This is a genomic window from Pantoea sp. USHLN256, from assembly GCF_037149875.1.
GTDB lineage: Bacteria > Pseudomonadota > Gammaproteobacteria > Enterobacterales > Enterobacteriaceae > Pantoea > Pantoea nemavictus.
Genome location: NZ_JBBCQO010000001.1, coordinates 506055 through 531657, shown reverse-complemented (window position 1 = coordinate 531657; position 25603 = coordinate 506055). Strand labels below are relative to the sequence as shown.

The 25603-nt window shown below is 50.6% G+C and carries 20 protein-coding genes; 15 read left to right on the top strand and 5 right to left on the bottom strand.

Translation table 11 applies throughout. The features are described from left to right. The first annotated feature begins 3 nt into the window (after positions 1-3). The 3 genes from WFL93_RS02565 (at position 4) to WFL93_RS02555 (ending at position 4204) form a co-directional block, all read left to right on the top strand. Complete coding sequence (locus tag WFL93_RS02565; protein ID WP_007887493.1) at positions 4-1350, top strand: replication-associated recombination protein A; 1347 nt, start codon at positions 4-6, stop codon at positions 1348-1350. A gap of 97 nt (positions 1351-1447) precedes the next feature. After that, on the top strand, positions 1448-2740 hold the full coding sequence (gene serS / locus WFL93_RS02560) for a serine--tRNA ligase (protein ID WP_007887492.1): 1293 nt from the start codon (positions 1448-1450) through the stop codon (positions 2738-2740). 312 nt (positions 2741-3052) lie between these two features. Continuing rightward, positions 3053-4204 (top strand): MFS transporter, encoded by a 1152-nt coding sequence (locus WFL93_RS02555; RefSeq protein ID WP_036620530.1) that lies wholly within the window; start codon positions 3053-3055, stop codon positions 4202-4204. 52 nt (positions 4205-4256) lie between these two features. Here the strand turns inward: WFL93_RS02555 and pflA are convergent, their stop codons facing one another. The 4 genes from pflA to ycaO form a co-directional block, all read right to left on the bottom strand. Continuing rightward, positions 4257-4997, bottom strand: a complete 741-nt coding sequence (gene pflA, locus WFL93_RS02550) for a pyruvate formate lyase 1-activating protein (protein WP_180823351.1) — start codon at positions 4995-4997, stop codon at positions 4257-4259. Positions 4998-5158: 161 nt separating this feature from the next. Then, on the bottom strand, positions 5159-7441 hold the full coding sequence (pflB, locus tag WFL93_RS02545) for a formate C-acetyltransferase (RefSeq protein ID WP_007887486.1): 2283 nt from the start codon (positions 7439-7441) through the stop codon (positions 5159-5161). 69 nt (positions 7442-7510) lie between these two features. Further along, complete coding sequence (gene focA / locus WFL93_RS02540; RefSeq protein WP_049851013.1) at positions 7511-8371, bottom strand: formate transporter FocA; 861 nt, start codon at positions 8369-8371, stop codon at positions 7511-7513. 356 nt (positions 8372-8727) lie between these two features. After that, a complete protein-coding gene (ycaO, locus tag WFL93_RS02535; RefSeq protein ID WP_336777186.1) occupies positions 8728-10491 on the bottom strand; it encodes a 30S ribosomal protein S12 methylthiotransferase accessory factor YcaO in 1764 nt (587 codons plus the stop codon). Between the two features lie 310 nt (positions 10492-10801). Between ycaO and serC the strand changes: the two genes are divergently transcribed. From serC to WFL93_RS02475, 12 genes are all read left to right on the top strand, one after another. Next, complete coding sequence (serC, locus tag WFL93_RS02530) at positions 10802-11887, top strand: 3-phosphoserine/phosphohydroxythreonine transaminase (RefSeq protein ID WP_336777185.1); 1086 nt, start codon at positions 10802-10804, stop codon at positions 11885-11887. An 81-nt stretch (positions 11888-11968) separates the two neighbouring features. After that, positions 11969-13255 (top strand): 3-phosphoshikimate 1-carboxyvinyltransferase, encoded by a 1287-nt coding sequence (gene aroA, locus WFL93_RS02525; protein WP_180823354.1) that lies wholly within the window; start codon positions 11969-11971, stop codon positions 13253-13255. Positions 13256-13453: 198 nt separating this feature from the next. After that, entirely contained in the window at positions 13454-14134 is a 681-nt protein-coding gene (gene cmk, locus WFL93_RS02520; protein WP_007887471.1) for a (d)CMP kinase, read from the top strand. Between the two features lie 121 nt (positions 14135-14255). Next, positions 14256-15932, top strand: a complete 1677-nt coding sequence (gene rpsA / locus WFL93_RS02515; protein WP_336777184.1) for a 30S ribosomal protein S1 — start codon at positions 14256-14258, stop codon at positions 15930-15932. Positions 15933-16018: 86 nt separating this feature from the next. Beyond that, positions 16019-16303: an integration host factor subunit beta gene (ihfB, locus tag WFL93_RS02510; RefSeq protein ID WP_003849360.1), complete on the top strand. Its 285-nt coding sequence runs from the start codon at positions 16019-16021 to the stop codon at positions 16301-16303. Between the two features lie 205 nt (positions 16304-16508). Then, positions 16509-18767: a DNA internalization-related competence protein ComEC/Rec2 gene (locus WFL93_RS02505; protein ID WP_336777183.1), complete on the top strand. Its 2259-nt coding sequence runs from the start codon at positions 16509-16511 to the stop codon at positions 18765-18767. A 34-nt stretch (positions 18768-18801) separates the two neighbouring features. Next, positions 18802-20550, top strand: a complete 1749-nt coding sequence (gene msbA, locus WFL93_RS02500; protein ID WP_007887429.1) for a lipid A ABC transporter ATP-binding protein/permease MsbA — start codon at positions 18802-18804, stop codon at positions 20548-20550. Next, the gene (gene lpxK, locus WFL93_RS02495) at positions 20547-21548 is read left to right on the top strand and encodes a tetraacyldisaccharide 4'-kinase (RefSeq protein ID WP_180823356.1); all 1002 of its coding nucleotides are present in this window, start codon (positions 20547-20549) and stop codon (positions 21546-21548) included. Before msbA ends, lpxK begins: the two co-directional genes overlap by 4 nt. 22 nt (positions 21549-21570) lie before the next feature. Further along, complete coding sequence (locus tag WFL93_RS02490) at positions 21571-22788, top strand: winged helix-turn-helix domain-containing protein (protein WP_336777182.1); 1218 nt, start codon at positions 21571-21573, stop codon at positions 22786-22788. Between the two features lie 90 nt (positions 22789-22878). Further along, positions 22879-23061: a Trm112 family protein gene (locus WFL93_RS02485; protein ID WP_007887424.1), complete on the top strand. Its 183-nt coding sequence runs from the start codon at positions 22879-22881 to the stop codon at positions 23059-23061. Continuing rightward, positions 23058-23807: a 3-deoxy-manno-octulosonate cytidylyltransferase gene (kdsB, locus tag WFL93_RS02480; RefSeq protein ID WP_336777181.1), complete on the top strand. Its 750-nt coding sequence runs from the start codon at positions 23058-23060 to the stop codon at positions 23805-23807. Before WFL93_RS02485 ends, kdsB begins: the two co-directional genes overlap by 4 nt. A 110-nt stretch (positions 23808-23917) precedes the next feature. Further along, positions 23918-24811 carry a YcbJ family phosphotransferase gene (locus WFL93_RS02475; RefSeq protein ID WP_180823358.1) on the top strand — a complete coding sequence of 298 codons (894 nt, stop codon included), beginning with the start codon at positions 23918-23920 and terminating at the stop codon, positions 24809-24811. On the opposite strand, the gene elyC is transcribed toward WFL93_RS02475, so the two are convergent. Beyond that, the gene (gene elyC, locus WFL93_RS02470; protein WP_336777180.1) at positions 24791-25576 is read right to left on the bottom strand and encodes an envelope biogenesis factor ElyC; all 786 of its coding nucleotides are present in this window, start codon (positions 25574-25576) and stop codon (positions 24791-24793) included. The genes WFL93_RS02475 and elyC overlap by 21 nt on opposite strands. Positions 25577-25603 lie beyond the last annotated feature (27 nt).

The window sequence follows — 25603 nt, the reverse complement described above, 5'->3', positions numbered from 1 at the left end:
ACAGTGAGTAATCTGTCTCTGGATTTCGCCCCATCGAATGAGTTTCAGCCGCTGGCCGCGCGTATGCGGCCGGCTACGCTGCAACACTATATTGGGCAGCAACATTTGCTGGCGCCAGGTAAGCCCTTACCGCGTGCCATTGAGGCTGGGCATCTGCATTCGATGATTTTATGGGGACCGCCGGGGACAGGGAAAACAACGCTGGCTGAAATCATTGGCCATTATGGTAAAGCCGATGTTGAGCGCATATCTGCGGTGACTTCTGGTGTTAAAGAGATTCGTGAAGCCATCGAACGTGCGCGTCAAAATCGTCAGGTGGGTCGTCGCACCATCTTGTTTGTAGATGAGGTGCATCGCTTCAACAAAAGCCAGCAAGATGCGTTTTTGCCACACATTGAAGATGGCACGATAACTTTTATTGGCGCCACCACCGAAAATCCCTCGTTTGAACTCAACTCGGCGTTACTATCGCGAGCACGTGTTTATTTGCTTAAGTCGCTCACCACCGCTGATATTGAGCAGGTACTGCTGCAGGCGATGGAGGATGAAGAACGCGGCTATGGTAAGAGTGATATTGTGCTGCCGGATAATACGCGTCGCATGATTGCTGAACTGGTCAATGGTGACGCACGTCGTGCTTTGAATACGCTGGAAATGATGGCGGATATGGCAGAAAGCAACGCTGAGGGCCAGCGTGAATTAACGCCACAGTTACTCAATGAAGTGTCGGGTGAAAGGGCAGCGCGTTTTGATAATAAAGGCGACCGCTTCTACGATCTGATTTCCGCCTTGCACAAATCTGTGCGTGGCTCAGCACCTGATGCGGCGCTCTATTGGTATGCAAGAATCATCACCGCTGGCGGAGATCCATTGTATGTCGCTCGACGTTTGCTGGCGATTGCCTCAGAGGACGTAGGAAACGCCGATCCACGCGGTATGCAGGTCGCATTGGCCGCCTGGGATTGCTTTACCCGCGTCGGTCCAGCTGAGGGTGAGCGAGCCATTGCTCAGGCGATTGTTTACCTTGCCAGTGCGCCAAAAAGTAATGCAGTTTATACCGCTTTCAAAGCCGCGATGCGCGATGCGCGCGAGTTTCCTGATTACGACGTGCCGGAGCATTTACGCAATGCGCCCACTAAGTTAATGAAGGAAATGGGGTTGGGTAAAGAGTATCGCTACGCGCACGATGAAACTCACGCATATGCGGCTGGGGAAGTCTATTTCCCGCCGGAAATGGCGCAGACTCGCTACTATCAGCCTACGAATCGCGGGCTTGAAGGGAAAATTGGCGAAAAACTCGCCTGGCTGGCTGAGCAGGATCAAAATAGCCCGATAAAACGCTACCGCTGATAAACACCTTACGGTAAGGTGAGCAAGGATTTCATTGCATTCCATAGGGATGCGTCCCGCCATTCGTTCAATCAACCTTTTATTACACAGGATTAGCATGCTCGATCCCAACCTGCTGCGTAACGAGCCAGACGCAGTCGCAGAAAAACTGGCACGCCGAGGATTTAAACTGGATGTGGAAACGTTACGTTCGCTCGAAGAGCGCCGTAAAGTCTTGCAGGTAGAAACTGAAAATCTACAGGCTGAGCGTAATTCCCGATCCAAATCCATCGGTCAGGCCAAAGCACGTGGGGAAGATATCGAGCCACTGCGTCAGGAAGTGAACGCACTGGGCGAACGCCTGGATGCAGCTAAAGCAGAACTGGATACGCTGCAAAATGAGATCCGTGATTTTGCCCTCGCGCTGCCTAACCTGCCGGTTGATGAAGTCCCGTTGGGTAAAGATGACAGCGAGAATCAGGAAGTCAGCCGCTGGGGCCAGCCGCGCCAGTTTGATTTTCCGGTAAAAGACCACGTTGAGTTGGGTGAAGCCGCCAAAGGCCTCGATTTTGCAGCCGCCGTAAAACTGACTGGTTCACGTTTTATCGTGATGCAAGGTCAGATCGCGCGCCTGCATCGTGCCTTAAGCCAGTTTATGCTTGATCTGCACACGCAACAGCACGGTTATCTCGAAACCTATGTTCCCTATCTGGTCAACCAGGAAACATTGTACGGTACCGGGCAATTGCCGAAGTTTGGTGAAGACCTGTTCCACACCAAACCGCTGGGCGAAGAAGCGGGTAGCAGCAACTATGCGCTGATCCCAACAGCAGAAGTGCCGTTGACCAACTTAGTGCGTGATGAGATCGTTGAAGAAGAAGCGTTGCCAATTAAACTTACCGCGCATACGCCATGCTTCCGTTCAGAAGCCGGTTCATATGGACGCGATACGCGCGGTTTAATTCGCATGCATCAGTTCGACAAAGTTGAGATGGTGCAGATTGTCGCACCTGAATCTTCCATGGATGCGTTAGAAGAGTTGGTCGGCCACGCTGAGAAGGTGCTGCAACTGCTCAATCTGCCATATCGTAAAGTTCTGCTTTGCACCGGCGATATGGGCTTTGGTTCAGCCAAAACCTACGATCTGGAAGTTTGGTTGCCCGCGCAAGATACCTATCGCGAGATTTCATCTTGTTCCAACATGGGTGATTTCCAGGCGCGTCGTATGCAGGCGCGTTGCCGTAGCAAAACCGATAAGAAGCCGCGTTTGCTGCATACGCTGAATGGTTCTGGTTTGGCGGTAGGCCGTACCCTGGTTGCGGTGCTTGAAAACTATCAGCTGGCCGACGGTCGTATTGAAGTTCCAGAAGTATTGCGTCCTTATATGGGTGGTCTGGAATTTGTTGGCTAATCAACGCTCAATGATATTAACCCGGCAATGCCGGGTTTTTTGTTTCTTAAGCTGTAACATAATTATTTTTTAGTTGGAATTAATCAGAAATAAACGTTATCGACAGCAAATGGCTATAAAGCATTAAAAATCGCTAATTCAAGTAGATAGCTATCCATTTTAATTGCTCCCGCACCCTTCTAACCTGCTGAAGATAAGAAAAATAAATTGTTCATCAGCAAATCGTGCTGCGGTGATTTTTTGCACATTGACTTTAAAATGGTGAATGGCAAACTGCGCGCAATTATCATCATCTCTTTTGGTTTCTTCACTATGTCAACCTGGTCCCGCCCCGTCGTTTTGCTGCTCTGCGGCTTAATGCTTATGACGGTGTCTATTGCTGTGCTTAATACGTTGGTACCGCTGTGGCTTACTCACGATCAATTGCCAACCTGGCAAGTGGGTATGGCCAGCTCATCGTATTACACCGGTAATTTGCTAGGCACCTTACTGGCGGGCTGGTTGATCAATCGTTATGGTTTTAACCGCTGTTTCTATTTGGCTAGCGTACTTTTCGCCGTGGCGACCATGGGCATGGTTATGCTGGATGGATTTTACAGCTGGACGATGCTGCGTTTCACTGCAGGCATCGGATGCGCCTTGATTTGGGTTGTGGTTGAGAGCGCTTTGCTCTGCAGCGGTACCGTGCGTAATCGTGGCCAGTTACTGGCTGCTTACATGATTATCTATTATCTCGGGACGGTAGCAGGCCAGCTGTTGGTAAGCCGCCTTTCGACAGAATTGCTGCACGTGATTCCATGGGTGACCACACTGATTATCTGTGCGGTATTGCCGGTAGTGTTTGTGCAGGTAAAAGCGACTGTAGCAACGGAAGAGGCCTCAACGGGCCATATCTGGATTATGTTGCGCCGTCGCAGTTCTCGCCTTGGTATCAATGGCTGCATTATTTCCGGTATCGTTCTCGGTTCCCTTTATGGCTTGATGCCACTGTATCTTTCTCATCAGGGCATGAGCGATGCAACCGTCGGTTACTGGATGGCATTATTAGTAAGTTCAGGCATTGTCGGTCAGTGGCCAGTAGGGCGCCTGGCCGATCGTTTTGGCCGTTTGATGGTGCTGCGTGTACAAGTGTTCGTGGTGATTTTAGGTGCTATCGCTATGCTTGGTGATGCAGCGATGGCACCGGCGTTGTTTGTGCTGGGACTTGCTGGTTTTACACTCTATCCGGTGGCCATGTCGTGGGCGTGTGAAACCGTGGCGCACCACGAATTAGTGGCGATGAATCAGGCATTACTGTTTAGCTATACCGTAGGCAGCCTGGTGGGGCCGGGAATGACGGCGATGTTAATGCAGAACTACTCTGATCGACTGCTGTTTGTGATGATTGCGGCGGTGGCGCTGGTTTATCTGGTAATGTTACTGCGTAAAGTCGATCATCAGGCAACGCCAGTTGCACACGCATAATACAGAAATATGAATCACTAAAAAGGGGAGCCAGCGGCTCCCCTTTTGTTGATTAGTACATCACTTCATGACCGTAGCTGGCGAGAATACTCTTTACTCGCTCCATGGTTTCCTTACTCGGCGGCTTAACACCATCCAGCTTGTACTCTTCCCCCATGGCAATCCACTTGTGTTTGCCCAACTCGTGGTAGGGCAATAGCTCAATCTTCTCGATATTATCCATATCTTTAGTGAACTCGCCTAAGCGATGAACAGAGTCGTCATCATCGGAGTAGCCTGGCACTACCACAAACCGAATCCAGGTGCGTTTACCTTTCTTCTGCAAATAGCGTGCAAAATCCAGCGTGCGATGATTAGACACACCCACCAGAATCTGATGCACATCATCGTTAATCTGCTTGAGATCGAGCATCACCAAGTCAGTGGCTTCTAGCAGTTCATCGATCACTGGATCGTAGCGGCGAACAAAGCCATTAGTGTCGAGGCAGGTATGGATACCTTCAGCCTGGCAGGCTCGGAACCAGTCACGGACAAATTCGGCTTGTAAAATCGCTTCTCCGCCGGATGCTGTAACGCCGCCGCCAGATGCATTCATGAAGTGACGATATGACAGTACATCCTTCATCAACTCTTCAACAGTTACCTCTTTCCCGCCGTGTGTATCCCAGGTATCGCGATTGTGGCAATACAGGCAGCGCATCAGGCAACCCTGGAAAAAGGTGATAAAGCGTATGCCCGGGCCATCAACGGTGCCGCAGGATTCAAAGGAGTGGATACGACCGATGGTTGACATTGCGATGAGTTCTCCAGGTGAGCCTGAACATCAGGCAGCACAATCTCTGTTGTGCTCTAAGTGAAAGTCGGTTTTGCAAGGGTGCCTGCATTAGCAAACTGGCAAAACGGACTTTGGAGAAAAGGCTCCCGAAGGAGCCTTTTAATCTTAGTAAGGTGCGATTACAACGACTGGGTGAAAGTACGTGTAATTACATCTTTCTGCTGTTCTTTAGTGAGCGAGTTGAAGCGTACAGCATAGCCAGAAACGCGGATGGTCAGTTGCGGATATTTCTCAGGATGTTCCATGGCATCCAACAGCATCTCACGATTCATTACGTTGACGTTCAGATGTTGACCACCTTCGATGTTGGCTTCGTGATGGAAATATCCATCCATCAGGCCTGCAAGGTTAGTTTTACGCACGTTATCATCTTTGCCCAGCGCATTCGGCACGATGGAGAAGGTATAAGAGATACCGTCTTTAGCGTAAGCGAACGGCAGTTTCGCGACTGAGGTCAATGAAGCAACTGCACCTTTCTGGTCACGACCATGCATTGGGTTAGCGCCCGGTCCAAACGGCGCACCTGCACGACGACCATCTGGGGTATTACCGGTTTTCTTACCGTAAACTACGTTAGAGGTGATGGTCAGTACTGATTGCGTTGGTACCGCGTTGCGGTAGGTTTGCAGTTTCTGAATTTTCTTCATGAAACGCTCAACCAGATCGCAGGCCATATCATCAACGCGAGAGTCGTTATTACCAAACTGTGGATATTCACCTTCAATTTCGAAATCTACTGCTAAGCCATCTTCATCACGGATGGTTTTTACTTTCGCATATTTGATCGCAGAGAGTGAGTCAGCTGCGACAGACAGGCCAGCGATACCACACGCCATGGTGCGATAAACGTCACGATCGTGCAGCGCCATTAATGAAGCTTCGTAGCTGTACTTATCATGCATGTAGTGAATGATATTCAGTGAGGTGACATACTGCTTAGCCAGCCAATCCATGAAGTGATCCAGACGTTCCATCACAGTATCGAAGTCGAGAATTTCGTCAGTAATTGGCGCTTCTTTTGGGCCAACCTGCATTTTCAGCTTCTCATCTACGCCACCGTTGATTGCATACAGCAGAGTTTTAGCCAGGTTGGCACGTGCTCCGAAGAATTGCATCTGTTTGCCGACAATCATTGGGCTTACGCAGCAAGCGATAGCATAGTCATCGTTATCGAAGTCAGGACGCATCAGGTCATCATTCTCATACTGCAATGAAGACGTATCGATCGAGACTTTCGCTGCGTATTTTTTGAAATTAACCGGTAATTTTTCAGACCACAGAATGGTCATGTTGGGTTCCGGTGATGGGCCCATGGTGTAAAGCGTGTTCAGGAAGCGGAAGGTGCTTTTGGTCACCAGAGTACGGCCATCAACACCCATACCGGCGAGTGATTCAGTTGCCCAGATTGGGTCACCTGAGAACAGCTCATCATATTCAGGGGTACGCAGGAAGCGCACCATACGAAGTTTCATGACCAGATGGTCAATCAGTTCCTGTGCTTCTTCTTCATTCAGTTTGCCTGCCTGAATATCACGATCGATATATACATCCAGGAAGGTTGATACGCGTCCAAAGGACATCGCCGCACCGTTCTGCGATTTCACCGCAGCGAGGTAGCCGTAGTAAGTCCACTGTACTGCTTCTTGTGCATTAGTGGCCGGCAGTGAAATGTCTGAGCCATATTTCGCAGCCATCTCTTTAATCTGACCAAGCGCACGATGCTGTTCAGAGATCTCTTCACGCAGGCGGATGGTGGCTTCCAGATCAACGCCGTTTTCCATATCGCTCTGTAATGAATTGAACTGCGCGACTTTGTCTTTCATCAGATAGTCGATGCCGTACAGCGCAACGCGACGGTAGTCACCGATGATACGTCCGCGACCATAAGCATCTGGCAGGCCAGTCAGTACGCCTGATTTACGACAGCGCATAATGTCTGGGGTATAAACATCGAATACACCCTGGTTGTGGGTTTTACGATACTCGGTGAAAACTTTTTTTAGCGCAGGGTCGAGTTCGCGGCCATAAACTTTGCATGAACCCTCAACCATTTTTATGCCGCCAAAAGGAATGATGGCTCGTTTCAATGGCGCTTCAGTTTGTAGGCCAACAATTTTTTCCAGCGACTTGCTGATATAACCTGCATCGTGAGAGGTAATGGTTGAAGCCAAATCGGTATCAAAATCAACCGGAGCGTGAGTACGGTTCTCGATTTTGATGCCTTCAAGCACGCTATCCCACAGCTTAGTTGTGGCCGGAGTTGCACCGGCCAGGAAGGATTCGTCGCCTTCATACGGTGTATAGTTTTTCTGGATAAAGTCACGGACGTTGACGCTGTTCTGCCATTCGCCGGCGCTAAATCCTTCCCAGGCTGACGCCATTTTTTCATTCAGTTCGGACATGATATACCTGCCTTATTTAGGGAGACTTTGACGTATGGCGCGCTGAGTCAGCACGCCCGTACCAATTCATTAATGCACCGGCTCATTGCCACGCAGATAGATTACCCAGTAGGTCAAACCTACTAACAATCCGCCGCCAATAATGTTGCCGATGGTCACGGGAATAAGATTGTTAAGAATGAAATCGCTAACGCTAAGTGAAGGAAATTGAGCTGCGCTTGCACCGGCCATTTGCCAGAATTCTGGGCTGGCGAAATCGCGAATAACGATGGCCATTGGGATCAGGAACATGTTGGCGATGCTATGTTCGAAGCCGCAGGCAACAAACATCGCCACCGGTAAAATCATCGCGAACATCTTATCCATCAAACTGCGGCCGGAATAACTCATCCACACAGCGAGGCAAACCATAAGGTTGGCGAGCGTGCCGAGACTGACGGCTTCAATAAAGGTGTGATGCATTTTATGGTCAGCAGTTTGCAGAACGTTTAAACCCCATGCACCATTTGCCACCATGTGTTCACCAGCTAACCAGATGAGTGCTACAAAGAATAGTGCACCGAACAGATTGCCGATATAGACGGTCAGCCAGTGTCGGCCCAGTTGCAACCAGGTAATTCGTCCGCTGGCTTTCGCTACAACTATCAATACGGTTGAGGTGAACAGGTCAGCACCGCAAACCACTACCAACATCAAACCGAGTGAGAAACAGATGCCGCCTATCAATTTTGCTATGCCATAAGGCATCGCTCCACTTCCGGTAGTCGCAGTGATATAGAAGACAAATGCAATTGAGATAAATACGCCAGCAGTAATGGCAAGGAAGAATGTGGTTAAAGGATGTTTGGTTGCTTTATATATGCCGGCTTCTTCTGCAACTTTTGCCATTGCCGCCGGTAATAATGAATTAAAAGGGTTGTCAGCTTTCACACTAACGCTCTCCAAAAATTGCCTGTAAAGATACTAACAAAGGAGTATAGGTCAGAAATTGACGTGGATCATATTTGACCGGAAGGTAGGCGCTAAGTGAAGCGACTAGCAAGGTGATTTTCAATTAAGATATTGAAATTAATAAAATAAATAATTTTTAATTTATGCAAAATAAGTTGAAGTGAGTTGTGATGCAGGCTTGGTTTTGTTAAATATCATTAACGATTAAAGCTGAATTGTTATTTAATATAAAGTTTTATGCTTCTTTAATTTTTTGATTAAAAAAATGGCACTGATCTTACTCAGTGCCATTTACGTTACGTGAATTATCCAACTAAAAAATTAAAGAGGGATAATTATTTTTGTGACCAGTAACGACGTTTAGCTGCCTGTAATTTTTCATAAGCGGCTAACAGTGATTGATGAGCAGGGAAGGCTTTAAGGTCCAGATCGACGGCTTGCAATCCATAGAATGGCGCTTCACCACTGATCGCGGCTGAAGCAGCATCTACGGCTGCTTCACCATACATACGTGTGAAAGCACGATGGTATTGAAGTGGGTCACGCTCTTCTTCCATCGCCAGTAACAGCAAAGTTTGCAGGCAGCGATAATAGTTAGCGCGTTCTTCGCTAAAGATCGACTGGTTGAATTCCATCGTCCATTCAGTCCAGATCAACGCCTGATCCAAATCACCGCCAGCGAGTGCCAGCATTGCTTTTAGCTCGCCAATACGCAGCGTATACCAGCCATTATCTTTGCCCGACGCCAGACCCAGCAGTTCACGCACGCGAGTAAAGTCATCGTGACCTTCTTCATCTAACTGAACAATAAGATCGAGATAGGCTTCAGGTTCCCACTGACTCTCTGGCAACGCGAGCAGCGTCTCGCGCAGCGGTGCACCCATACTGTTGTTTGCCAGCAGTAGATCTTCTGCCGGATAGATGTCGGACATGCCAGGCACGATGATGCGGCAGGCGTAAACACTCAGATGTTCGTAATCGGCAATGTAAACTTCTTTATCTTCCGCACGGAAGATGGCCATCAAAGTATCAAACTCTTCGTGAGTCGTACCCGCAAAGCTCCAGTCGACGAATGGATAATCGGCATCTTCTTTAAACATATCCCATGAGATCAGGCCGCTAGAGTCGATGAAGTGAGTTTCCAGGTTAGCGTGTTCAGCTACTTCTTCATCATCAAATGTAGGTGGCGTGAACACGTCGAGATCTTTCAGACCGCGGCCCTGCAATAGCTCAGTTACCGTCCGCTCCAGCGCAACGCCAAAGTCCGGATGTGCGCCGAAAGAGGCAAAGCAGGTGCCGTTCGCCGGGTTGAACAACACGACGCAGATAACCGGATATTTGCCGCCCAGCGAAGCATCATAAGAGAAGATAGGGAAACCTTCTGCTTCCAGACGCTCAATCGCTTCTATCACTCCCGGATAACGCTGCATTACTGCTTCAGGAATTTCTGGCAGGCTGATGGACTCGGCGATGATGCGGTTCTTGATATGACGCTCAAACACTTCAGATAAGCCTTGTACACGCGCTTCGTTTGCGGTGTTACCAGCTGACATGCCATTTGAGACATACAGGTTACCGATGATGTTCATCGGGATATAAACCGTTTGCTGATCAGATTGACGGGTAAATGGCAGGCCGCAAATGCCGCGCTCGCTATTTCCAGATTGCAGATCAATCAACTCAGAGGCACCCAGGCTCTCCTCTGGATCGTAGAATTTGCGCAGGCGCGCATCCAGAATGCCTTCCGGCAGGCTGTCATCCTCTGTGAGCGGGAACCACTTCTCATTCGGATAGTGTACAAAATCGCCATTGGCGATGGATTTGCCCAACCAAAAATCAGCAAAGAAATAGTTGGTTGAGAGACGTTCGAAATATTCGCCCAGCGCTGAGGCTAATGCCGCTTTTTTGCTGGCACCTTTACCGTTAGTAAAGCAGAGCGGGCAGTCGCGATCGCGAATGTGCACTGACCAGACGTGTGGTACCGGATTCAGCCAGGAAGCTTCTTCAATATTGAAACCAAGGTCTTGCAGTTTCTGCTGGAAGCGTGCAATGGAATCTTCCAGTGCGGCATCTTTACCGGGGATAAACGTTTGCGTCATGGTGGCGCTCTCTCAAGTCAATGGGGTGGGCGTAAAGCGCGCAATAATACGGGTTTTACACGTGCTTCGCTATTCAGTCCGCCAAATTTATCTGAGTCTGGTAACGGCATTTACTTCCTTTAACACCTGGGTTCTTGTTTCATAAGCCACCTCACAAAATTCCGCAGCTTAATGCATTTATGACATAAGCTGCGGTGGGGCTGGCTCTGGAAATGTGATCGCTGCCGGATTAATGATTGCAGCCATCTGGAGGCAATGATAAAACCGATGGGGTATTCATAACCGTTCGATATGACAGTGGTGAGGGGAAATGACGCAGGTTTATAATTTTAGCTCTGGCCCGGCTATGCTGCCGGTAGAAGTGCTCCGTCGCGCAGAACAAGAACTGACAAACTGGCACGGGTTAGGCACCTCGGTGATGGAGATCAGTCACCGCAGCAAAGAGTTTATTGCGGTTGCGGAAGCGGCAGAACAAGATTTTCGCGATCTGCTGAAGATCCCAGCCAACTACAAAGTTTTGTTCTGCCACGGCGGTGCCCGCGCGCAGTTTGCTGCTATTCCCGGTAACTTATTGGGTGAGGCTAAAACGGCAGATTATATAGATGGTGGTTACTGGGCTCATAGCGCCATCAAGGAAGCCGAAAAATTCTGCTCACCTAAGACCATTGATGTAAAAACCACGCGTGATGGTAAGCGTGCTTTATTACCTATGCGTGAATGGCAGTTGAGCGACGATGCAGCTTATGTCCACTTCTGTCCGAATGAAACTATTGACGGTATTGCCATTGATGAAGAGCCGGATTTTGGCAATAAGGTTGTGGTTGCGGATCTCTCCTCTACTATTTTGTCGCGTCCGATTGATATCAATCGCTATGGCGTAATCTATGCTGGCGCGCAAAAAAATATTGGACCAGCGGGCTTAACGCTGGTGGTTGTGCGTGAAGATTTGCTGGGTAAAGCGCAGCGTTATGTGCCATCTATTCTTGATTACAAAGTGTTGGCAGAAAACGAGTCGATGTTTAACACCCCGCCGACTTTCGCCTGGTATCTCTCTGGTCTGGTATTCAAATGGCTGAAAGAGAAGGGCGGCGTTGCTGAGATGGATAAGCTGAATCAGGCCAAAGCCGATTTGTTGTACGGTGTGATTGATAACAGCGCATTTTATCGTAACGATGTAGCGACCGAAAACCGTTCTCGTATGAATGTGCCATTCCAGTTGGCGGATTCAGCGTTGGATAAAGTGTTCCTTGATGAGTCCCTCAACGCGGGCCTGCACGCACTGAAAGGCCACCGCGTGGTTGGCGGTATGCGTGCATCAATCTACAATGCGATGCCGATGGAAGGCGTCAAAACACTAACTGAGTTTATGGTTGATTTCGAACGTCGCCACGGTTAACGACTTTTTTCATGCCAGCCTGTCTGGTATCAGACCCCGTCATATGATGGGGTTTCGTATTTTCTGGAGATTTAGTTTCACATGCAGGACTCCCTGACTCTACAACCGATTGCCCACGTTGACGGCACGGTAAACCTACCGGGTTCAAAAAGCGTCTCGAACCGCGCACTATTGCTGGCCGCGCTGGCAAACGGCACTACGCGTTTAACTAACTTACTTGATAGCGATGACGTTAAACACATGCTGAACGCGCTAAAAGCGCTGGGTGTCAGCTTCACGCTCTCTGCCGATCGCACTGTATGCGAAGTGGTGGGTAACGCGGGGCCTTTGCGTGCTGAACAACCCCTCGAATTATTCCTTGGTAATGCTGGTACAGCGATGCGCCCATTGGCTGCTGCGCTCTGTTTGGGCCAACAATCAATTGTCCTGACGGGCGAGCCGCGCATGAAAGAACGCCCAATCGGTCATCTGGTTGATGCACTGCGTCAAGGCGGAGCCAACATCGATTATCTGGAGCAGACTGATTATCCGCCAGTGCGTCTCAATGGTGGCTTTGTGGGTGGTGAAGTTAGCGTAGATGGCAGCGTTTCGAGTCAGTTTCTCACTGCATTGCTGATGACCGCGCCGCTGGCGCAGCAAGATACAGTTATTACTATTAAGGGCGACCTGGTTTCCAAGCCTTATATTGATATCACGCTGCACCTGATGCGTAGCTTCGGCGTCGAAGTTGATAACCAGAATTACCAGCGATTTGTGGTAAAAGGACAGCAACAGTACCAGTCTCCGGGTGATTATCTGGTGGAAGGTGATGCGTCCTCCGCCTCGTACTTCCTCGCTGCGGCAGCCATCAAAGGTGGTACGGTGCGCGTAACCGGTATTGGTCGCAACAGCGTTCAGGGCGACATCCATTTTGCTGATGTGTTGGAAAAGATGGGCGCGGTGATTGAGTGGGGCGATGACTACATTTCTTGTACGCGTGGTTCGCTTACTGCCATTGATATGGATATGAATCATATTCCCGATGCGGCGATGACGATTGCCACGACAGCGCTATTTGCACAAGGCACCACGCTGATGCGTAACATCTATAACTGGCGCGTAAAAGAGACCGATCGTCTTGCCGCCATGGCGACTGAATTGCGCAAAGTTGGTGCTGAAGTTGAAGAAGGGCATGATTTTATTCGTGTCACACCACCGGCGAAACTGCAACACGCAGATATTGGCACCTACAACGATCACCGCATGGCGATGTGTTTTGCGCTGGTGGCGCTTTCCGATACGCCAGTAACGATCCTTGACCCCGGCTGTACCGCGAAAACCTTCCCAAGCTACTTCGAGCAATTGGCGAAAATTAGCCGCACGTCCTGATCTTCTAACCCGGTGCGCTGCGCCGGGTTTCTTTGCTAACTTTTGGCCTTATCAGGCGGAAATTCTTCTGAATCTGTCTATATTTCTAGCGCTGTCTACGCTAAAGGGTAACCAACCTGATGCGGGCAGCGTATAATGCCGCGCATTCCAGGCGGCCTGGAAGGGCTGAAAATAAGCACGCAGCAACAGGAGAGAACAATGACGGCAATCGCCCCGGTTATTACCATTGATGGGCCAAGTGGCGCGGGTAAAGGGACTTTATGTAAAGCGATGGCGGAGTCGTTGCAGTGGCACTTACTGGATTCTGGCGCTATTTATCGCGTTTTAGCATTGGCCGCACTTCATCATCAGGTGGATATTGAATCCGAAGAAGCATTAGTGCCGATGGCGGCACACCTCGATGTGCGTTTTTTGTCGGTTGAGGGTGAAATGCAGGTGGTATTGGAAGGTGAAGACGTTACCGGTGAAATCCGCACGCAAGAAGTGAGCAACACCGCATCACGCGTTGCTGCTTTTCCGCGAGTGCGCGAGGCATTACTGCGCCGCCAGCGCGCCTTCCGCGAAGAACCCGGTTTAATCGCCGATGGACGTGACATGGGGACAGTAGTTTTCCCTGACGCGCCAGTGAAAATTTTCCTCGACGCTAGCTCGGAAGAGCGGGCGCATCGCCGTATGCTACAGTTGCAGGAGAAGGGCTTTAATGTTAACTTTGATCGCCTTTTATCCGAGATAAAGGAACGTGATGACCGCGATCGTAATCGTGCCATTGCACCTTTAGTGCCTGCCACTGATGCTCTGGTACTGGACTCAACCAGTATGTCTATTGAGCAAGTGATTGAAAAGGCGCTTGATTATGCCAGGCAAAAGCTGGGCATTTAATCTTTCGGCAATCGAATTGTTGTAACCTTGTACCAAGGACCCGGTGCTGGGCATGTGAAACAACCCCATCCGACAATGACGTCAGGTGGACGTTAAATTGAAGAATCCTAAGATTATCAATATGACTGAATCTTTTGCTCAACTCTTTGAAGAGTCCCTGAAAGAAATCGAAACCCGTCCGGGTTCCATCGTTCGTGGCGTTGTTGTCTCTATCGACAAAGACGTAGTCCTGGTTGATGCGGGTCTGAAATCTGAATCTGCAATTCCTGCAGAGCAGTTCAAGAACGCAGCCGGCGAACTGGAAATCCAGGTAGGCGACGAAGTTGACGTTGCGCTGGACGCAGTAGAAGACGGCTTCGGTGAAACCCTGCTGTCCCGTGAGAAAGCTAAACGTCATGAAGCTTGGATCACGCTGGAAAAAGCTTACGAAGACGCTGAAACTGTTACCGGTGTTATTAACGGCAAAGTTAAAGGTGGCTTCACAGTTGAGCTGAACGGTATTCGTGCGTTCCTGCCAGGTTCACTGGTAGACGTTCGTCCGGTTCGCGATACTCTGCACCTGGAAGGCAAAGAGCTTGAATTCAAAGTAATCAAGCTTGATCAGAAACGTAACAACGTCGTGGTTTCACGTCGTGCTGTTATCGAATCTGAGAACAGCGCTGAACGCGATCAGCTGCTGGAAAACCTGCAGGAAGGCATGGAAGTTAAAGGTATCGTTAAGAACCTCACTGACTACGGTGCATTCGTGGATCTGGGCGGCGTTGACGGCCTGCTGCACATTACCGATATGGCTTGGAAACGCGTTAAGCATCCGAGCGAAATCGTCAACGTGGGCGACGAAATCACTGTTAAAGTGCTGAAGTTCGACCGCGAGCGTACCCGTGTATCTCTGGGCCTGAAACAACTGGGCGAAGATCCGTGGGTAGCTATCGCTAAGCGCTATCCGGAAGGCACCAAGCTGACCGGTCGTGTAACCAACCTGACTGATTACGGCTGCTTCGTAGAAATCGAAGAAGGCGTTGAAGGTCTGGTACACGTTTCTGAAATGGACTGGACCAACAAAAACATCCATCCGTCTAAAGTTGTTAACGTAGGCGACGTGGTTGAAGTAATGGTTCTGGACATCGACGAAGAGCGTCGTCGTATCTCCCTGGGTCTGAAGCAGTGCAAATCTAACCCATGGCAGCTGTTCGCAGAGACCCACAACAAAGGCGATCGTGTTGAAGGTAAAATCAAGTCAATCACTGACTTCGGTATCTTCATCGGCCTGGACGGTGGCATCGACGGTCTGGTTCACCTGTCTGACATCTCCTGGAACGCGACTGGCGAAGAAGCCGTTCGTGAGTACAAGAAAGGCGACGAAATCGCTGCCGTTGTACTTCAGGTTGATGCAGAGCGCGAGCGCATCTCTCTGGGTGTGAAGCAGTTGGCTGAAGATCCATTCAACAACTACATCACCCTGAACAAGAAAGGCGCTATCGTGACTGGTAAAGTCACTGCAGTTGACGCGAAAGGTGCTACAGTAGAATTAGCTGACTGCGTAGAGGGTTACCTGCGCGCTTCTGAAGCTTCTCTGGACCGCATCGAAGACGCAACTCTGGTTCTGAGCGTTGGTGACGACGTTGAAGCTAAATTCACCGGCGTTGACCGTAAGAACCGCGTTGTGAGCCTGTCTGTTCGTGCTAAAGACCAGGCTGATGAGAAAGAAGCTATCAATACTGTTAACACCAAACAGGATGAAGGCAGCAACTTCTCTAGCGCAATGGCTGAAGCGTTCAAAGCGGCTAAAGGCGAGTAATCGACCTAAGGCACCGGGCGATGCAAGTCGTCCGGTTTCGGTAAAAGCTGTCATACCTTTCCAAATAAGGATTAACCGGAGGTTACATGACCAAGTCAGAACTGATTGAAAGACTTGCTGGACAGCATACTCATATTCCGGCGAAAGTCGTTGAGGATGCGGTCAAAGAGATGCTTGAGCACATGGCCACTACGTTGGCACAGGGCGAGCGCATTGAAATCCGGGGATTCGGCAGCTTTTCTTTGCATTACCGCGCACCACGAACGGGTCGTAACCCGAAAACGGGTGATAAAGTGGATCTGGAAGGTAAATACGTTCCCCACTTTAAGCCGGGCAAAGAATTGCGTGACCGTGCGAATATTTACGGCTAAGCCGTTACCGAACGATAAAAACGACACTCTTGAGTGTCGTTTTTTTTTGCTTAAATCTTCAGTATTGAGAGTCTGCCCTCAAAGCATTGCTACTTTAGCTGTAATACCGTTATAAATTTCTGAATTCACCTCTGTATCCTGATTTTCCCGAGGAGCAATCTCTTCCTGTTAACCGCACAATCTTTCCCACTAAGGGAGAGTACCAATGCGAATAAGTTGGATTGTGCTGGCCAGAATGATGATTGTGTCAGCATTACCATTAGGCGTCCTGCCGCAAATACCCGAAACCAGCGTGATTGTGGCTATAGCAGGTTTTGCATTGCTATTAGGAGTAACGCCAAATGGCTTGCTGCGCATAATGGGTGTGGGTCTATTACTATTATCCTGGGCGATGGTAGAGGCGCGGCACATGGTCAATACAATCGAGTTATTGGCTGCCGCTCCCATAGAGGCGACTGTCCGTATTACAGAGGTTCGCGAAGAAAAGCAGCAACTGACGGCACAAATTCTGCGTGTTGGTGATCGTTATCAATTCCCTCCCGTATTTGTCACGCTCAACAACGCAGCGTTAATTCAGTCATTCTGTTCCGGTCAACGCTGGAAAATGAAACTTAAGTTGCGGCCTGTCCATGGAAGATTAAATGAAGGTGAGTTCGATATTCAGCGCTTTGCTATGTCTAATCATATGCCGCTGCAAGGGCGCATCATCGGCCAGCAGTCAGAATCATTATCTTGTAGCTGGCGGACAGCCTTGATCAATTACCATTGGCCCGCATTTGCAACGCTTCAGCATCCCGCGATTATTCAGGCACTGGCGTTTGGTATACGCACCAACATGACCGAAGAGCAGCGACAACTGCTGCGAGAAACGGGTACTGCTCACTTAATGGCAATCTCAGGTATGCATATTGCGCTGGCCGCGAGCGTTGGGTGGCTATTGGCACGTGCTATTCAGGTAATTTTACCCGCCCATCTAATTGGTTATCTATTTCCGCTCATAGTGAGCGTGATCACTGCGGCGACTTACACTTGGGTGTCAGGCAGTCATGCTCCGGCTCAGCGTGCGATAGTTGCGCTGATTCTATGGATCGGGATTCGCGCGGCCGGCTGGCAATTAACTGGCTGGCAAGTATGGACATTATGTATAGGCGGATTACTGGCGCTTGATCCGCTAACTGTATTATCCGAGAGTTTTTGGTTATCGGCACTTGCAGTCGCTATGTTGATCGTCTGGTATCAATGGTTTTCTTTACCGCCTCGTTTTCGCACGCAGCGTCGATGGCTGTTGCTCCAATTGCTGCATTTACAGCTCGGCATGATGATTCTGATGGCACCGTTACAAATTTTCCTGTTCCAGGGCTTAAGCCTGAGTGCGTTAGTGGCCAATTTGATGGCGGTACCGGTGGTGTCATTCATCACCGTACCACTGATATTACTGGCAATGCTGCTGCCTGCGCCGGTTATATCAAGTGGATTATGGAGCCTGGCTGATCTTTCGATTACTACAGTGATGAGTGGGCTGCAGTCGTTACCTGCAGGCTGGTGGGCATGGAGTGATACGCTCCCCGCTATTGTGCTGCTTTGGGTGGGAATGCTGTTTTGGCGTAGCGGGTTGGCACATCGCAGCGTAATGCCTTGCTTGAGTCTGGTCATCGCGATCATCGTCTGGCGCAATAATGCGCAACGTGATGATTGGCAGATAGACATGATTGATGTAGGGCACGGTTTAGCCATTGCTATTACGCAGGGTAATGAAGTGGTGCTGTATGACGTCGGCCCAGCCTGGAAGCAGGATGATGCCGGTGCGCGCGTGCTTCTGCCATGGCTGCAATATCAAGGACGGAAGCTTCATTCACTGATACTGAGCCATAAACATCTTGATCACCGTGGTGGACTACACTCAGTGCTCAACGCGAATCCAACAATAAAAGTTCGCAGTGCATTGGGGGAAGAGGGGCACTTGCCCTGCCATCGTGGTCAAAAGTGGCAGTGGGGAAAACTGCAATTTACGGCGTTGTGGCCGCCGGCAAATCAAACGCAAGGGCAAAATAACGATTCATGTGTTATTCACGTCGATGACGGTAAAATTAGTCTGCTGCTGACCGGTGATATTGAGTTAGAAGCGGAGAGAAAAATCGTCGCACTCGAACATGATGCGCTGAAGGCAACATTTTTACAGGTCCCACATCACGGCAGTCGCACCTCTTCAGGTTCATTACTGTTACGTAATGTTGCAGGTCAGGCTGCACTTGCTTCACTGGCACGTTATAACGCCTGGCGTATGCCGGCACCCGCGGTGGTAGAACGCTATCGTCAACAGGGTTACAGGTGGTACGACACGGGGCAATCAGGGCAGATTCATATCGCTATCAGACAGGGGCATTGGCAAATTAAGGGCTTACGAGAGCAAATAATGCCCCGCTGGTATCATCAGTGGTTTGGCGTCAAACGCGAATCCAGGTAGAATGAGCGGCTATTTCAAACAGCGTGAATAAATAATGCATCAAGATAAAGATCTCTCAACGTGGCAGACATTCCGTCGACTCTGGCCGATGATTGCACCCCACAAGGCTGGCCTGTATGTGTCAGCGATAGCGCTGATTATCAATGCGGCAGGCGACACCCTGATGCTCTCTCTGTTGAAACCTTTACTGGATGATGGCTTCGGTAAAGCTGACAGATCCGTAATGCTGTGGATGCCACTGGTCGTTATCGGCCTGATGCTGGTACGCGGCGTGACCAGTTATATTTCCAGTTATTGCATCTCATGGGTTTCCGGCAACGTGGTCATGAACATGCGTCGCCGTTTATTCGGTCATATGATGGGCATGCCAGTCACCTTCTTTGATCAGCAATCTACCGGTACGCTTTTGTCACGTATTACCTATGATTCTGAGCAGGTTGCCTCTTCCTCTTCAAGTGCACTGGTTACCGTCGTGCGTGAAGGCGCTTCGATCATTGGCCTGTTTATCATGATGTTCTATTACAGCTGGCAGTTGTCATTGATTCTCATCGTGCTGGCTCCCATAGTTTCTTTTGCAATTCGCACCGTCTCAAAGCGTTTCCGCAGCATCAGTAAAAATATGCAAAACACCATGGGTCAGGTCACCACTAGTGCTGAACAGATGCTGAAAGGGCATAAAGAGGTGCTGATCTTTGGTGGGCAAGATGTAGAAGCGAAGCGTTTTTCTCAGGTCAGCAACAGAATGCGTCAGCAAGGCATGAAGTTGGTGTCGGCTTCCTCCATCTCTGATCCGATTATTCAGCTAATCGCATCGCTGGCATTGGCTTTCGTACTTTATGCCGCCAGCTTCCCAAGCGTAATGGAGACGTTAACTGCCGGTACCATCACTGTCGTGTTCTCTTCCATGATCGCTTTGATGCGTCCACTGAAGTCACTAACCAACGTCAATGCGCAGTTCCAGCGTGGTATGGCTGCTTGTCAGACGCTGTTCTCAATTCTCGACAGCGAGCAGGAAGTTGACAATGGCAAGCGTGAATTGGAACGCGCAAAAGGTGATGTTGAATTCCGCAATGTGACATTTACCTATCCTGGTCGTGATATTCCCGCGCTGCGTGATATCAATCTGTCGCTGCCTGCAGGTAAAACCGTAGCATTGGTAGGACGCTCAGGCTCCGGTAAATCTACAATGGCCAGCTTGTTAACGCGCTTTTATGACATTGACAGCGGTGAGATTCTGCTGGATGGACATGATTTGCGTGAATACACCCTACGTTCGTTGCGCAATCAGGTGGCATTGGTTTCTCAAAACGTGCACCTTTTCAACGACACCATTGCTAATAACATCGCCTATGCTCGTAACGGCCAATATACGCGTGAGCAAATCGAACAGGCTGCAACCATGGCGCACGCAATGGACTTTATCCAGAAAATGGATAATGGCCTCGATACGATCATTGGTGAGAACGGCGTACTGCTTTCTGGTGGACAGCGTCAACGTATTGCGATTGCGCGTGCGCTTCTTCGTGACTGCCCAATTTTGATTCTTGATGAAGCGACTTCAGCGCTGGATACCGAATCAGAACGTGCCATTCAGGCTGCGCTGGATGAGTTGCAGAAAAACCGCACCTCATTGGTTATTGCGCACCGCCTGTCGACCATTGAAAAGGCCGATGAGATTGTTGTGGTTGAAGATGGGCGCATTGTAGAGCGCGGCACTCACACCGTTCTGCTGGAACAGAAGGGCGCGTATGCGCAACTTCATAAGATGCAGTTTGGTCAATGATTGAACGCATCTGGAGCGGGCGATCGCCGTTATGGCTGCTGCTTTGGCCGCTAAGTTTGCTGTATGGGGCGATCACCTGGCTGATTCGCCTTAGCTTTATACGCGGATGGCGTAAAAGCTGGCGCGCACCTTGTCCGGTAGTTGTAGTGGGTAACCTTACCGCCGGCGGCAATGGTAAAACGCCAGTGGTGATTTGGCTGGTGCAGGCCCTGCAACAACGCGGATTACGTGTTGGCGTGGTATCGCGTGGTTACGGCGGTAAAGCCGAACGTTATCCCCTGCTCGTCACCGCTGAGACAGCAACGTCGCAAGCAGGCGATGAACCGGTGTTAATCGCACAGCGTACTCAGGTGCCGGTTGCGGTTGCGCCGCAGCGCCGTCTGGCGGTCGAAGGCTTACTTGCTGTGCATGACCTTGATGTGATCATCACTGACGATGGCCTGCAGCATTATGCATTACAGCGCGACCGCGAAATTGTGGTGGTGGATGGCATACGCCGTTTTGGCAATGGCTGGTGGTTACCGGCTGGACCGATGCGCGAGCGCGCTTCCCGTTTGCGTGAGGTCAACGCGGTAATCGTCAATGGTGGTGATACGCAAAGCAACGAAATTGCCATGACATTACAACCCGGGCTGGCTGTTAATCTGATTAGCGGCGCCACCGCCTCGCTGGAACAGCTGCCAGAAATTGTGGCGATGGCTGGTATTGGACATCCACCGCGCTTCTTCAATACCCTTAAACAGCAAGGCGTTAAGCCGGTGGCAGAAATTGCTTTCGCCGATCACCATGCTTATAGCGAAGACGAATTGCGTCGTTTGACTCAGGCAGAACAGTGCTTGCTGATGACGGAAAAAGATGCAGTGAAGTGCCGCAGCTTTGCTCGCCCCAATTGGTGGTATCTGCCAGTCGATGCGCATCTGCAAGGAGCGAGTGTGGCAACCCTGTTAGACGATATCACCCAACTCGGCCTCACCGCACGCGAAGCCCGTTCGCGCTAAACATCTGAAAGGGAATTAAGCCATGAACCTTTCCGCTTCCCTCTCGCTGCAAACTGCTCGTCATCTCCATTTGGCCGCTCAGGGACTGCTGCGTCCTTTGGGCCGCCGCGCGCGCTTTGCCGATATTCACGCGACCGTGCGTCAGATGTCGCTGCTGCAAATTGACACCATTAATGTTGTCGCGCGGAGCCCTTATCTGGTGCTGTTCAGCCGGCTTGGTAACTACCCCGCCAACTGGCTGGAAGAGGCGCTGGCGTCAGGGGCGTTGTTTGAATATTGGGCGCATGAAGCCTGTTTTATTCCCTTCGAAGATTATCCTTTGCTGCGCCATCGTATGCTGCAGCCACAGCGACTTGGCTGGAAATACAGCGCCGATTGGGTGGCAAAGCATCAGCAGGAAATTGCTGATCTGTTAGAGCACATTGCCACCAACGGGCCAGTTCGTGCTGCCGATTTCAGTAACGACAAACAGACTAAACCTGGCTGGTGGGCATGGAAGCCGCATAAACGTCATCTGGAAAACTTGTTCAGTGCGGGTGAATTGATGGTAGTCGAGCGGCGCAACTTCCAAAGGGTTTATGATCTGCATAGCCGTGTCATGCCAGACTGGATTGACGAACAGCATGCGCTGAGTGAAGCAGAGGCTGTTATGCAAATGTTGAATCACAGTGCACGCAGTCTCGGGATTTTCCGCGGCAGTTGGTTAGCGGATTACTATCGCCTCAAGCATGCACCGCTCAAGTTGTGGCTAGCCGATGCCGCAGCACGCGGCGAGATTGTCCGTGTTGAGGTGGAGCAGCTGGGCGAAATGTGGTTACACCACACATTATTGCCAATGCTGGAAAAGCCGCTTTCTGCTACACATACGGCTCTGCTATCGCCCTTTGATCCTGTGGTTTGGGATCGGCGGCGCGCGCTGGAGCTGTTTAATTTTGATTACCGCATTGAGTGCTATACGCCAGCAGATAAGCGCAAATATGGTTATTTTGTCCTGCCAGTTTTGCACCGCGGAGCACTAAAAGCGCGTATTGACGCCAAAATGGATCGTCAGGCACAGCAATTAGTGATTCGTACATTCTGGCTGGAACAGGGCACGCGCGTTAGTAATGCTTTTCTCAATGATGTACAAAAAGCCATTAATCGCTTTGCTCATTGGCAAGGCGCCAATGAAGTGATGATCGAAAATGCGCCTGCAGAACTTCTGGCGGCTTGGTCAAATCGCTGGTCGATCAGCGAATAAATCCGCAAAGAGTCTGGCTTTAGTGCGTCATTAACGCGCACGCTATTATGATATGCTAACCGCCTGAAGCGGTCCTGAAAGGAGAAGATTATGGATCACCGTTTACTCGAGATCGTTGCCTGCCCGGTTTGCAACGGAAAACTGTATTTCAACAAAGAGCAGCAAGAGCTGATCTGTAAACCCGACGGCCTGGCCTATCCAGTACGCGATGGTATTCCGGTGTTACTGGAAGTGGAAGCGCGTACGCTGTCTGTTGAAGAGATCCATCCATGAGTTTTGTGGCCATTATTCCTGCGCGTTACGCTTCAACGCGTCTGCCAGGCAAGCCGCTGGTGGATATTCAGGGCAAACCGATGGTGCTGCACGTGATGGAACGCGCGCGCGAATCGGGCGCCGATCGTGTGATTGTCGCCACCGATCATCCGGATGTCGCTGCGGCGGTGACGGCGGCGGGCGGAGAAGTATGCATGACGCGCGTCGATCATCAATCCGGCACTGAACGCCTGGCAGAAGTGATCGAGAAATACCAGTTTGCTGACGATACTATTATCGTCAACTTGCAGGGCGATGAGCCGATGATCCCGGCGGAAATTGTACGCCAGGTGGCGGGTAATCTGGCGCAGTCTGAAGCCGGAATGGCTACGCTGGCGGTGCCAATTACCGATGCTGAAGAGGCCTTTAACCCAAACGCGGTGAAAGTGGTTATGGACGCGAAAGGGTATGCACTGTACTTTTCACGCGCCACCATTCCCTGGGATCGCGAGCGTTATGCTCGTTCGCGTGAGCAGATCGGCGACACGCTACTGCGCCATATTGGTATCTATGCCTACCGCGCCGGTTTTATCCGTCGCTATATCGCGTGGGAGCCCTGCCCGCTGGAGCACATTGAGCTACTCGAACAGTTACGCGTGCTGTGGTACGGTGAAAAAATTCACGTCGCGGTGGCAAAAACTATCCCAAGTGTTGGAGTAGATACGCCGGATGACCTTGAGCGCGTTCGTCTCGCTATGCAGGGTTAATCTCCGACCGGCCAGCGGCTCTCGCTGGCCTAAAAGTTTGATCTGGCGCTAAGTTTCGCGTCGCCATCACCTCCAGCATATTCTAGCCCTTTGACATCGGAGGATATCGCATGGAACAGCTCCGTTCAGAACTTGCCTTGGTGCTGGGTGAAAGCATCAGCCGTCTCGAAACCATTAGCGAGCAGGCGCAAACGCGGCTGTACGCACTCTATGATGACGCCGGTAAACCGATGCCGCTGGTAGCGAAGTATTTTCGCCATCAGGGACGTGCTGCGCTGGAAGCCAAAAAACTCACCATGCTCGGTCACGATGGTTTGATCGCTGTGCCAGCGGTATTTGGCTTGGTGCTAAGTCAGCAGAAGCCCGCGCATGAGATGTTGCTGATGGCGCGTTTTAATGGCGTGTCGGCAGAAGCTCCAACGCGCAATGCTGCGCGCTGGGAACAACTGTGCGAACAGATTGTGGAAGGTGTGTTGGCCTGGCATCGCATCGACAGTCAGGGCTTAGTCGGCAGCGTAGACAGCGTGCAGGAAAACAACTGGCCAGCGTGGTATCGCCAACGGGTTGATGTGTTGTGGTCGACGTTGGGTTATCTGTCGCCACCGTTTTTCACCATGGAAGATCGTCAAATATTGTTCCGCAGTCGCCAGCTGCTTCCACGTTTGTTCAACGGTTTTAACGATGCCTGCGTGTTGATGCACGGTAATTTACGTTTGGCCAGCGTGTTAAAAGATGCGCACAGCGACCAACTGATTGCGATGATGCAGCCGGGAAATATCCTTTGGGCGCCGCGGGAATACGATCTTATGCGGCTGGCAGATAGCGGGGCAGAAGCTTCGCTGCTGCAACACTATTTGCAGCGTGCGCCTGTGGCGGAGGGTTTTCTTTGGCGACGCTGGTTGTATCAGCTGTGGGATTGCGTCGACACGCTGGTCAGCAGCGGACAGTTTGATCGTCCGCGCTTTGATCATGCCCGCGCGCAATTACTCCCCTGGCTGGGTTGAGGTGAGTTCGTCACCGCGCAGCTGCTGCCAGATCTGTCCCAGCGATTCATAAACGGCACGCTCACTGTGGGCGAGCCAAACTGGCGATGGAATAACGCGTTCCCACCCGTTTAACGGCGATGTTATTGCCAGCTGATTTGCCGGTGCTGCCAGCGGATTCATGCCTGCGCGCTGGAAAAAGTGCATCGCACGCGGCAAATGGTTAGCAGATGTCACCAGCAAAAACGGATGTTCACCAATCGCCTGTTTTACCGCCCGCGCTTCGCCAAGCGTATCTCGTGGTTGATCCAGCTGAATAATCGCTTCACGAGGAACGCCAAGGCTCTCTGCTACCTCGGCAGCCACGCTGGCACTGCTGCGTGGGTTTTTGCCCGCTGCTGCGCCAGTAAAGATCATTTTCGCCTGCGGATAGCGCTTCCATTGCCGAACACCTTCCGTCACGCGCGGCAAGCTGTTGTTAATAAGATTGGAACTCGGCGCCCAATTCGGATTGAAGGTGTAGCCGCCGCCGAGCACCACGATATAATCGACCGGCTCGTTACCGTTCCAGGTGGGATAGTGGTTTTCCAATGGTAACAACAGGCGATCGGCGATCGGCTGCAAACTTAGCAGTAGCAGTAACAACCAGCTACAAGAGATGATAATTTTGCCGCATTTTTGCCAGCGACTGAACCAGAGCAGCAAAAGTCCCGCTGCCATGAGCAATAACAGCAGTGGCAAGGGTAGCAACATCCCGCCAATGACTTTTTTAACAGTGAAAAACATCGAAAATTGCTCCTTTTGTCCGAAAAA

What these genes read in the sequence shown, in the direction of transcription:
- serS (WP_007887492.1), top strand. Translation starts at nt 1,448, where the DNA reads ATGCTCGATCCCAACCTGCTGCGTAACGAGCCAGACGCAGTCGCAGAA.
- WFL93_RS02555 (WP_036620530.1), top strand. Translation starts at nt 3,053, where the DNA reads ATGTCAACCTGGTCCCGCCCCGTCGTTTTGCTGCTCTGCGGCTTAATG.
- pflA (WP_180823351.1), bottom strand. Translation starts at nt 4,997, where the DNA reads ATGTCAACCATCGGTCGTATCCACTCCTTTGAATCCTGCGGCACCGTT.
- pflB (WP_007887486.1), bottom strand. Translation starts at nt 7,441, where the DNA reads ATGTCCGAACTGAATGAAAAAATGGCGTCAGCCTGGGAAGGATTTAGC.
- ycaO (WP_336777186.1), bottom strand. Translation starts at nt 10,491, where the DNA reads ATGACGCAAACGTTTATCCCCGGTAAAGATGCCGCACTGGAAGATTCC.
- serC (WP_336777185.1), top strand. Translation starts at nt 10,802, where the DNA reads ATGACGCAGGTTTATAATTTTAGCTCTGGCCCGGCTATGCTGCCGGTA.
- aroA (WP_180823354.1), top strand. Translation starts at nt 11,969, where the DNA reads ATGCAGGACTCCCTGACTCTACAACCGATTGCCCACGTTGACGGCACG.
- cmk (WP_007887471.1), top strand. Translation starts at nt 13,454, where the DNA reads ATGACGGCAATCGCCCCGGTTATTACCATTGATGGGCCAAGTGGCGCG.
- rpsA (WP_336777184.1), top strand. Translation starts at nt 14,256, where the DNA reads ATGACTGAATCTTTTGCTCAACTCTTTGAAGAGTCCCTGAAAGAAATC.
- ihfB (WP_003849360.1), top strand. Translation starts at nt 16,019, where the DNA reads ATGACCAAGTCAGAACTGATTGAAAGACTTGCTGGACAGCATACTCAT.
- WFL93_RS02505 (WP_336777183.1), top strand. Translation starts at nt 16,509, where the DNA reads ATGCGAATAAGTTGGATTGTGCTGGCCAGAATGATGATTGTGTCAGCA.
- msbA (WP_007887429.1), top strand. Translation starts at nt 18,802, where the DNA reads ATGCATCAAGATAAAGATCTCTCAACGTGGCAGACATTCCGTCGACTC.
- lpxK (WP_180823356.1), top strand. Translation starts at nt 20,547, where the DNA reads ATGATTGAACGCATCTGGAGCGGGCGATCGCCGTTATGGCTGCTGCTT.
- WFL93_RS02490 (WP_336777182.1), top strand. Translation starts at nt 21,571, where the DNA reads ATGAACCTTTCCGCTTCCCTCTCGCTGCAAACTGCTCGTCATCTCCAT.
- WFL93_RS02485 (WP_007887424.1), top strand. Translation starts at nt 22,879, where the DNA reads ATGGATCACCGTTTACTCGAGATCGTTGCCTGCCCGGTTTGCAACGGA.
- kdsB (WP_336777181.1), top strand. Translation starts at nt 23,058, where the DNA reads ATGAGTTTTGTGGCCATTATTCCTGCGCGTTACGCTTCAACGCGTCTG.
- WFL93_RS02475 (WP_180823358.1), top strand. Translation starts at nt 23,918, where the DNA reads ATGGAACAGCTCCGTTCAGAACTTGCCTTGGTGCTGGGTGAAAGCATC.
- elyC (WP_336777180.1), bottom strand. Translation starts at nt 25,576, where the DNA reads ATGTTTTTCACTGTTAAAAAAGTCATTGGCGGGATGTTGCTACCCTTG.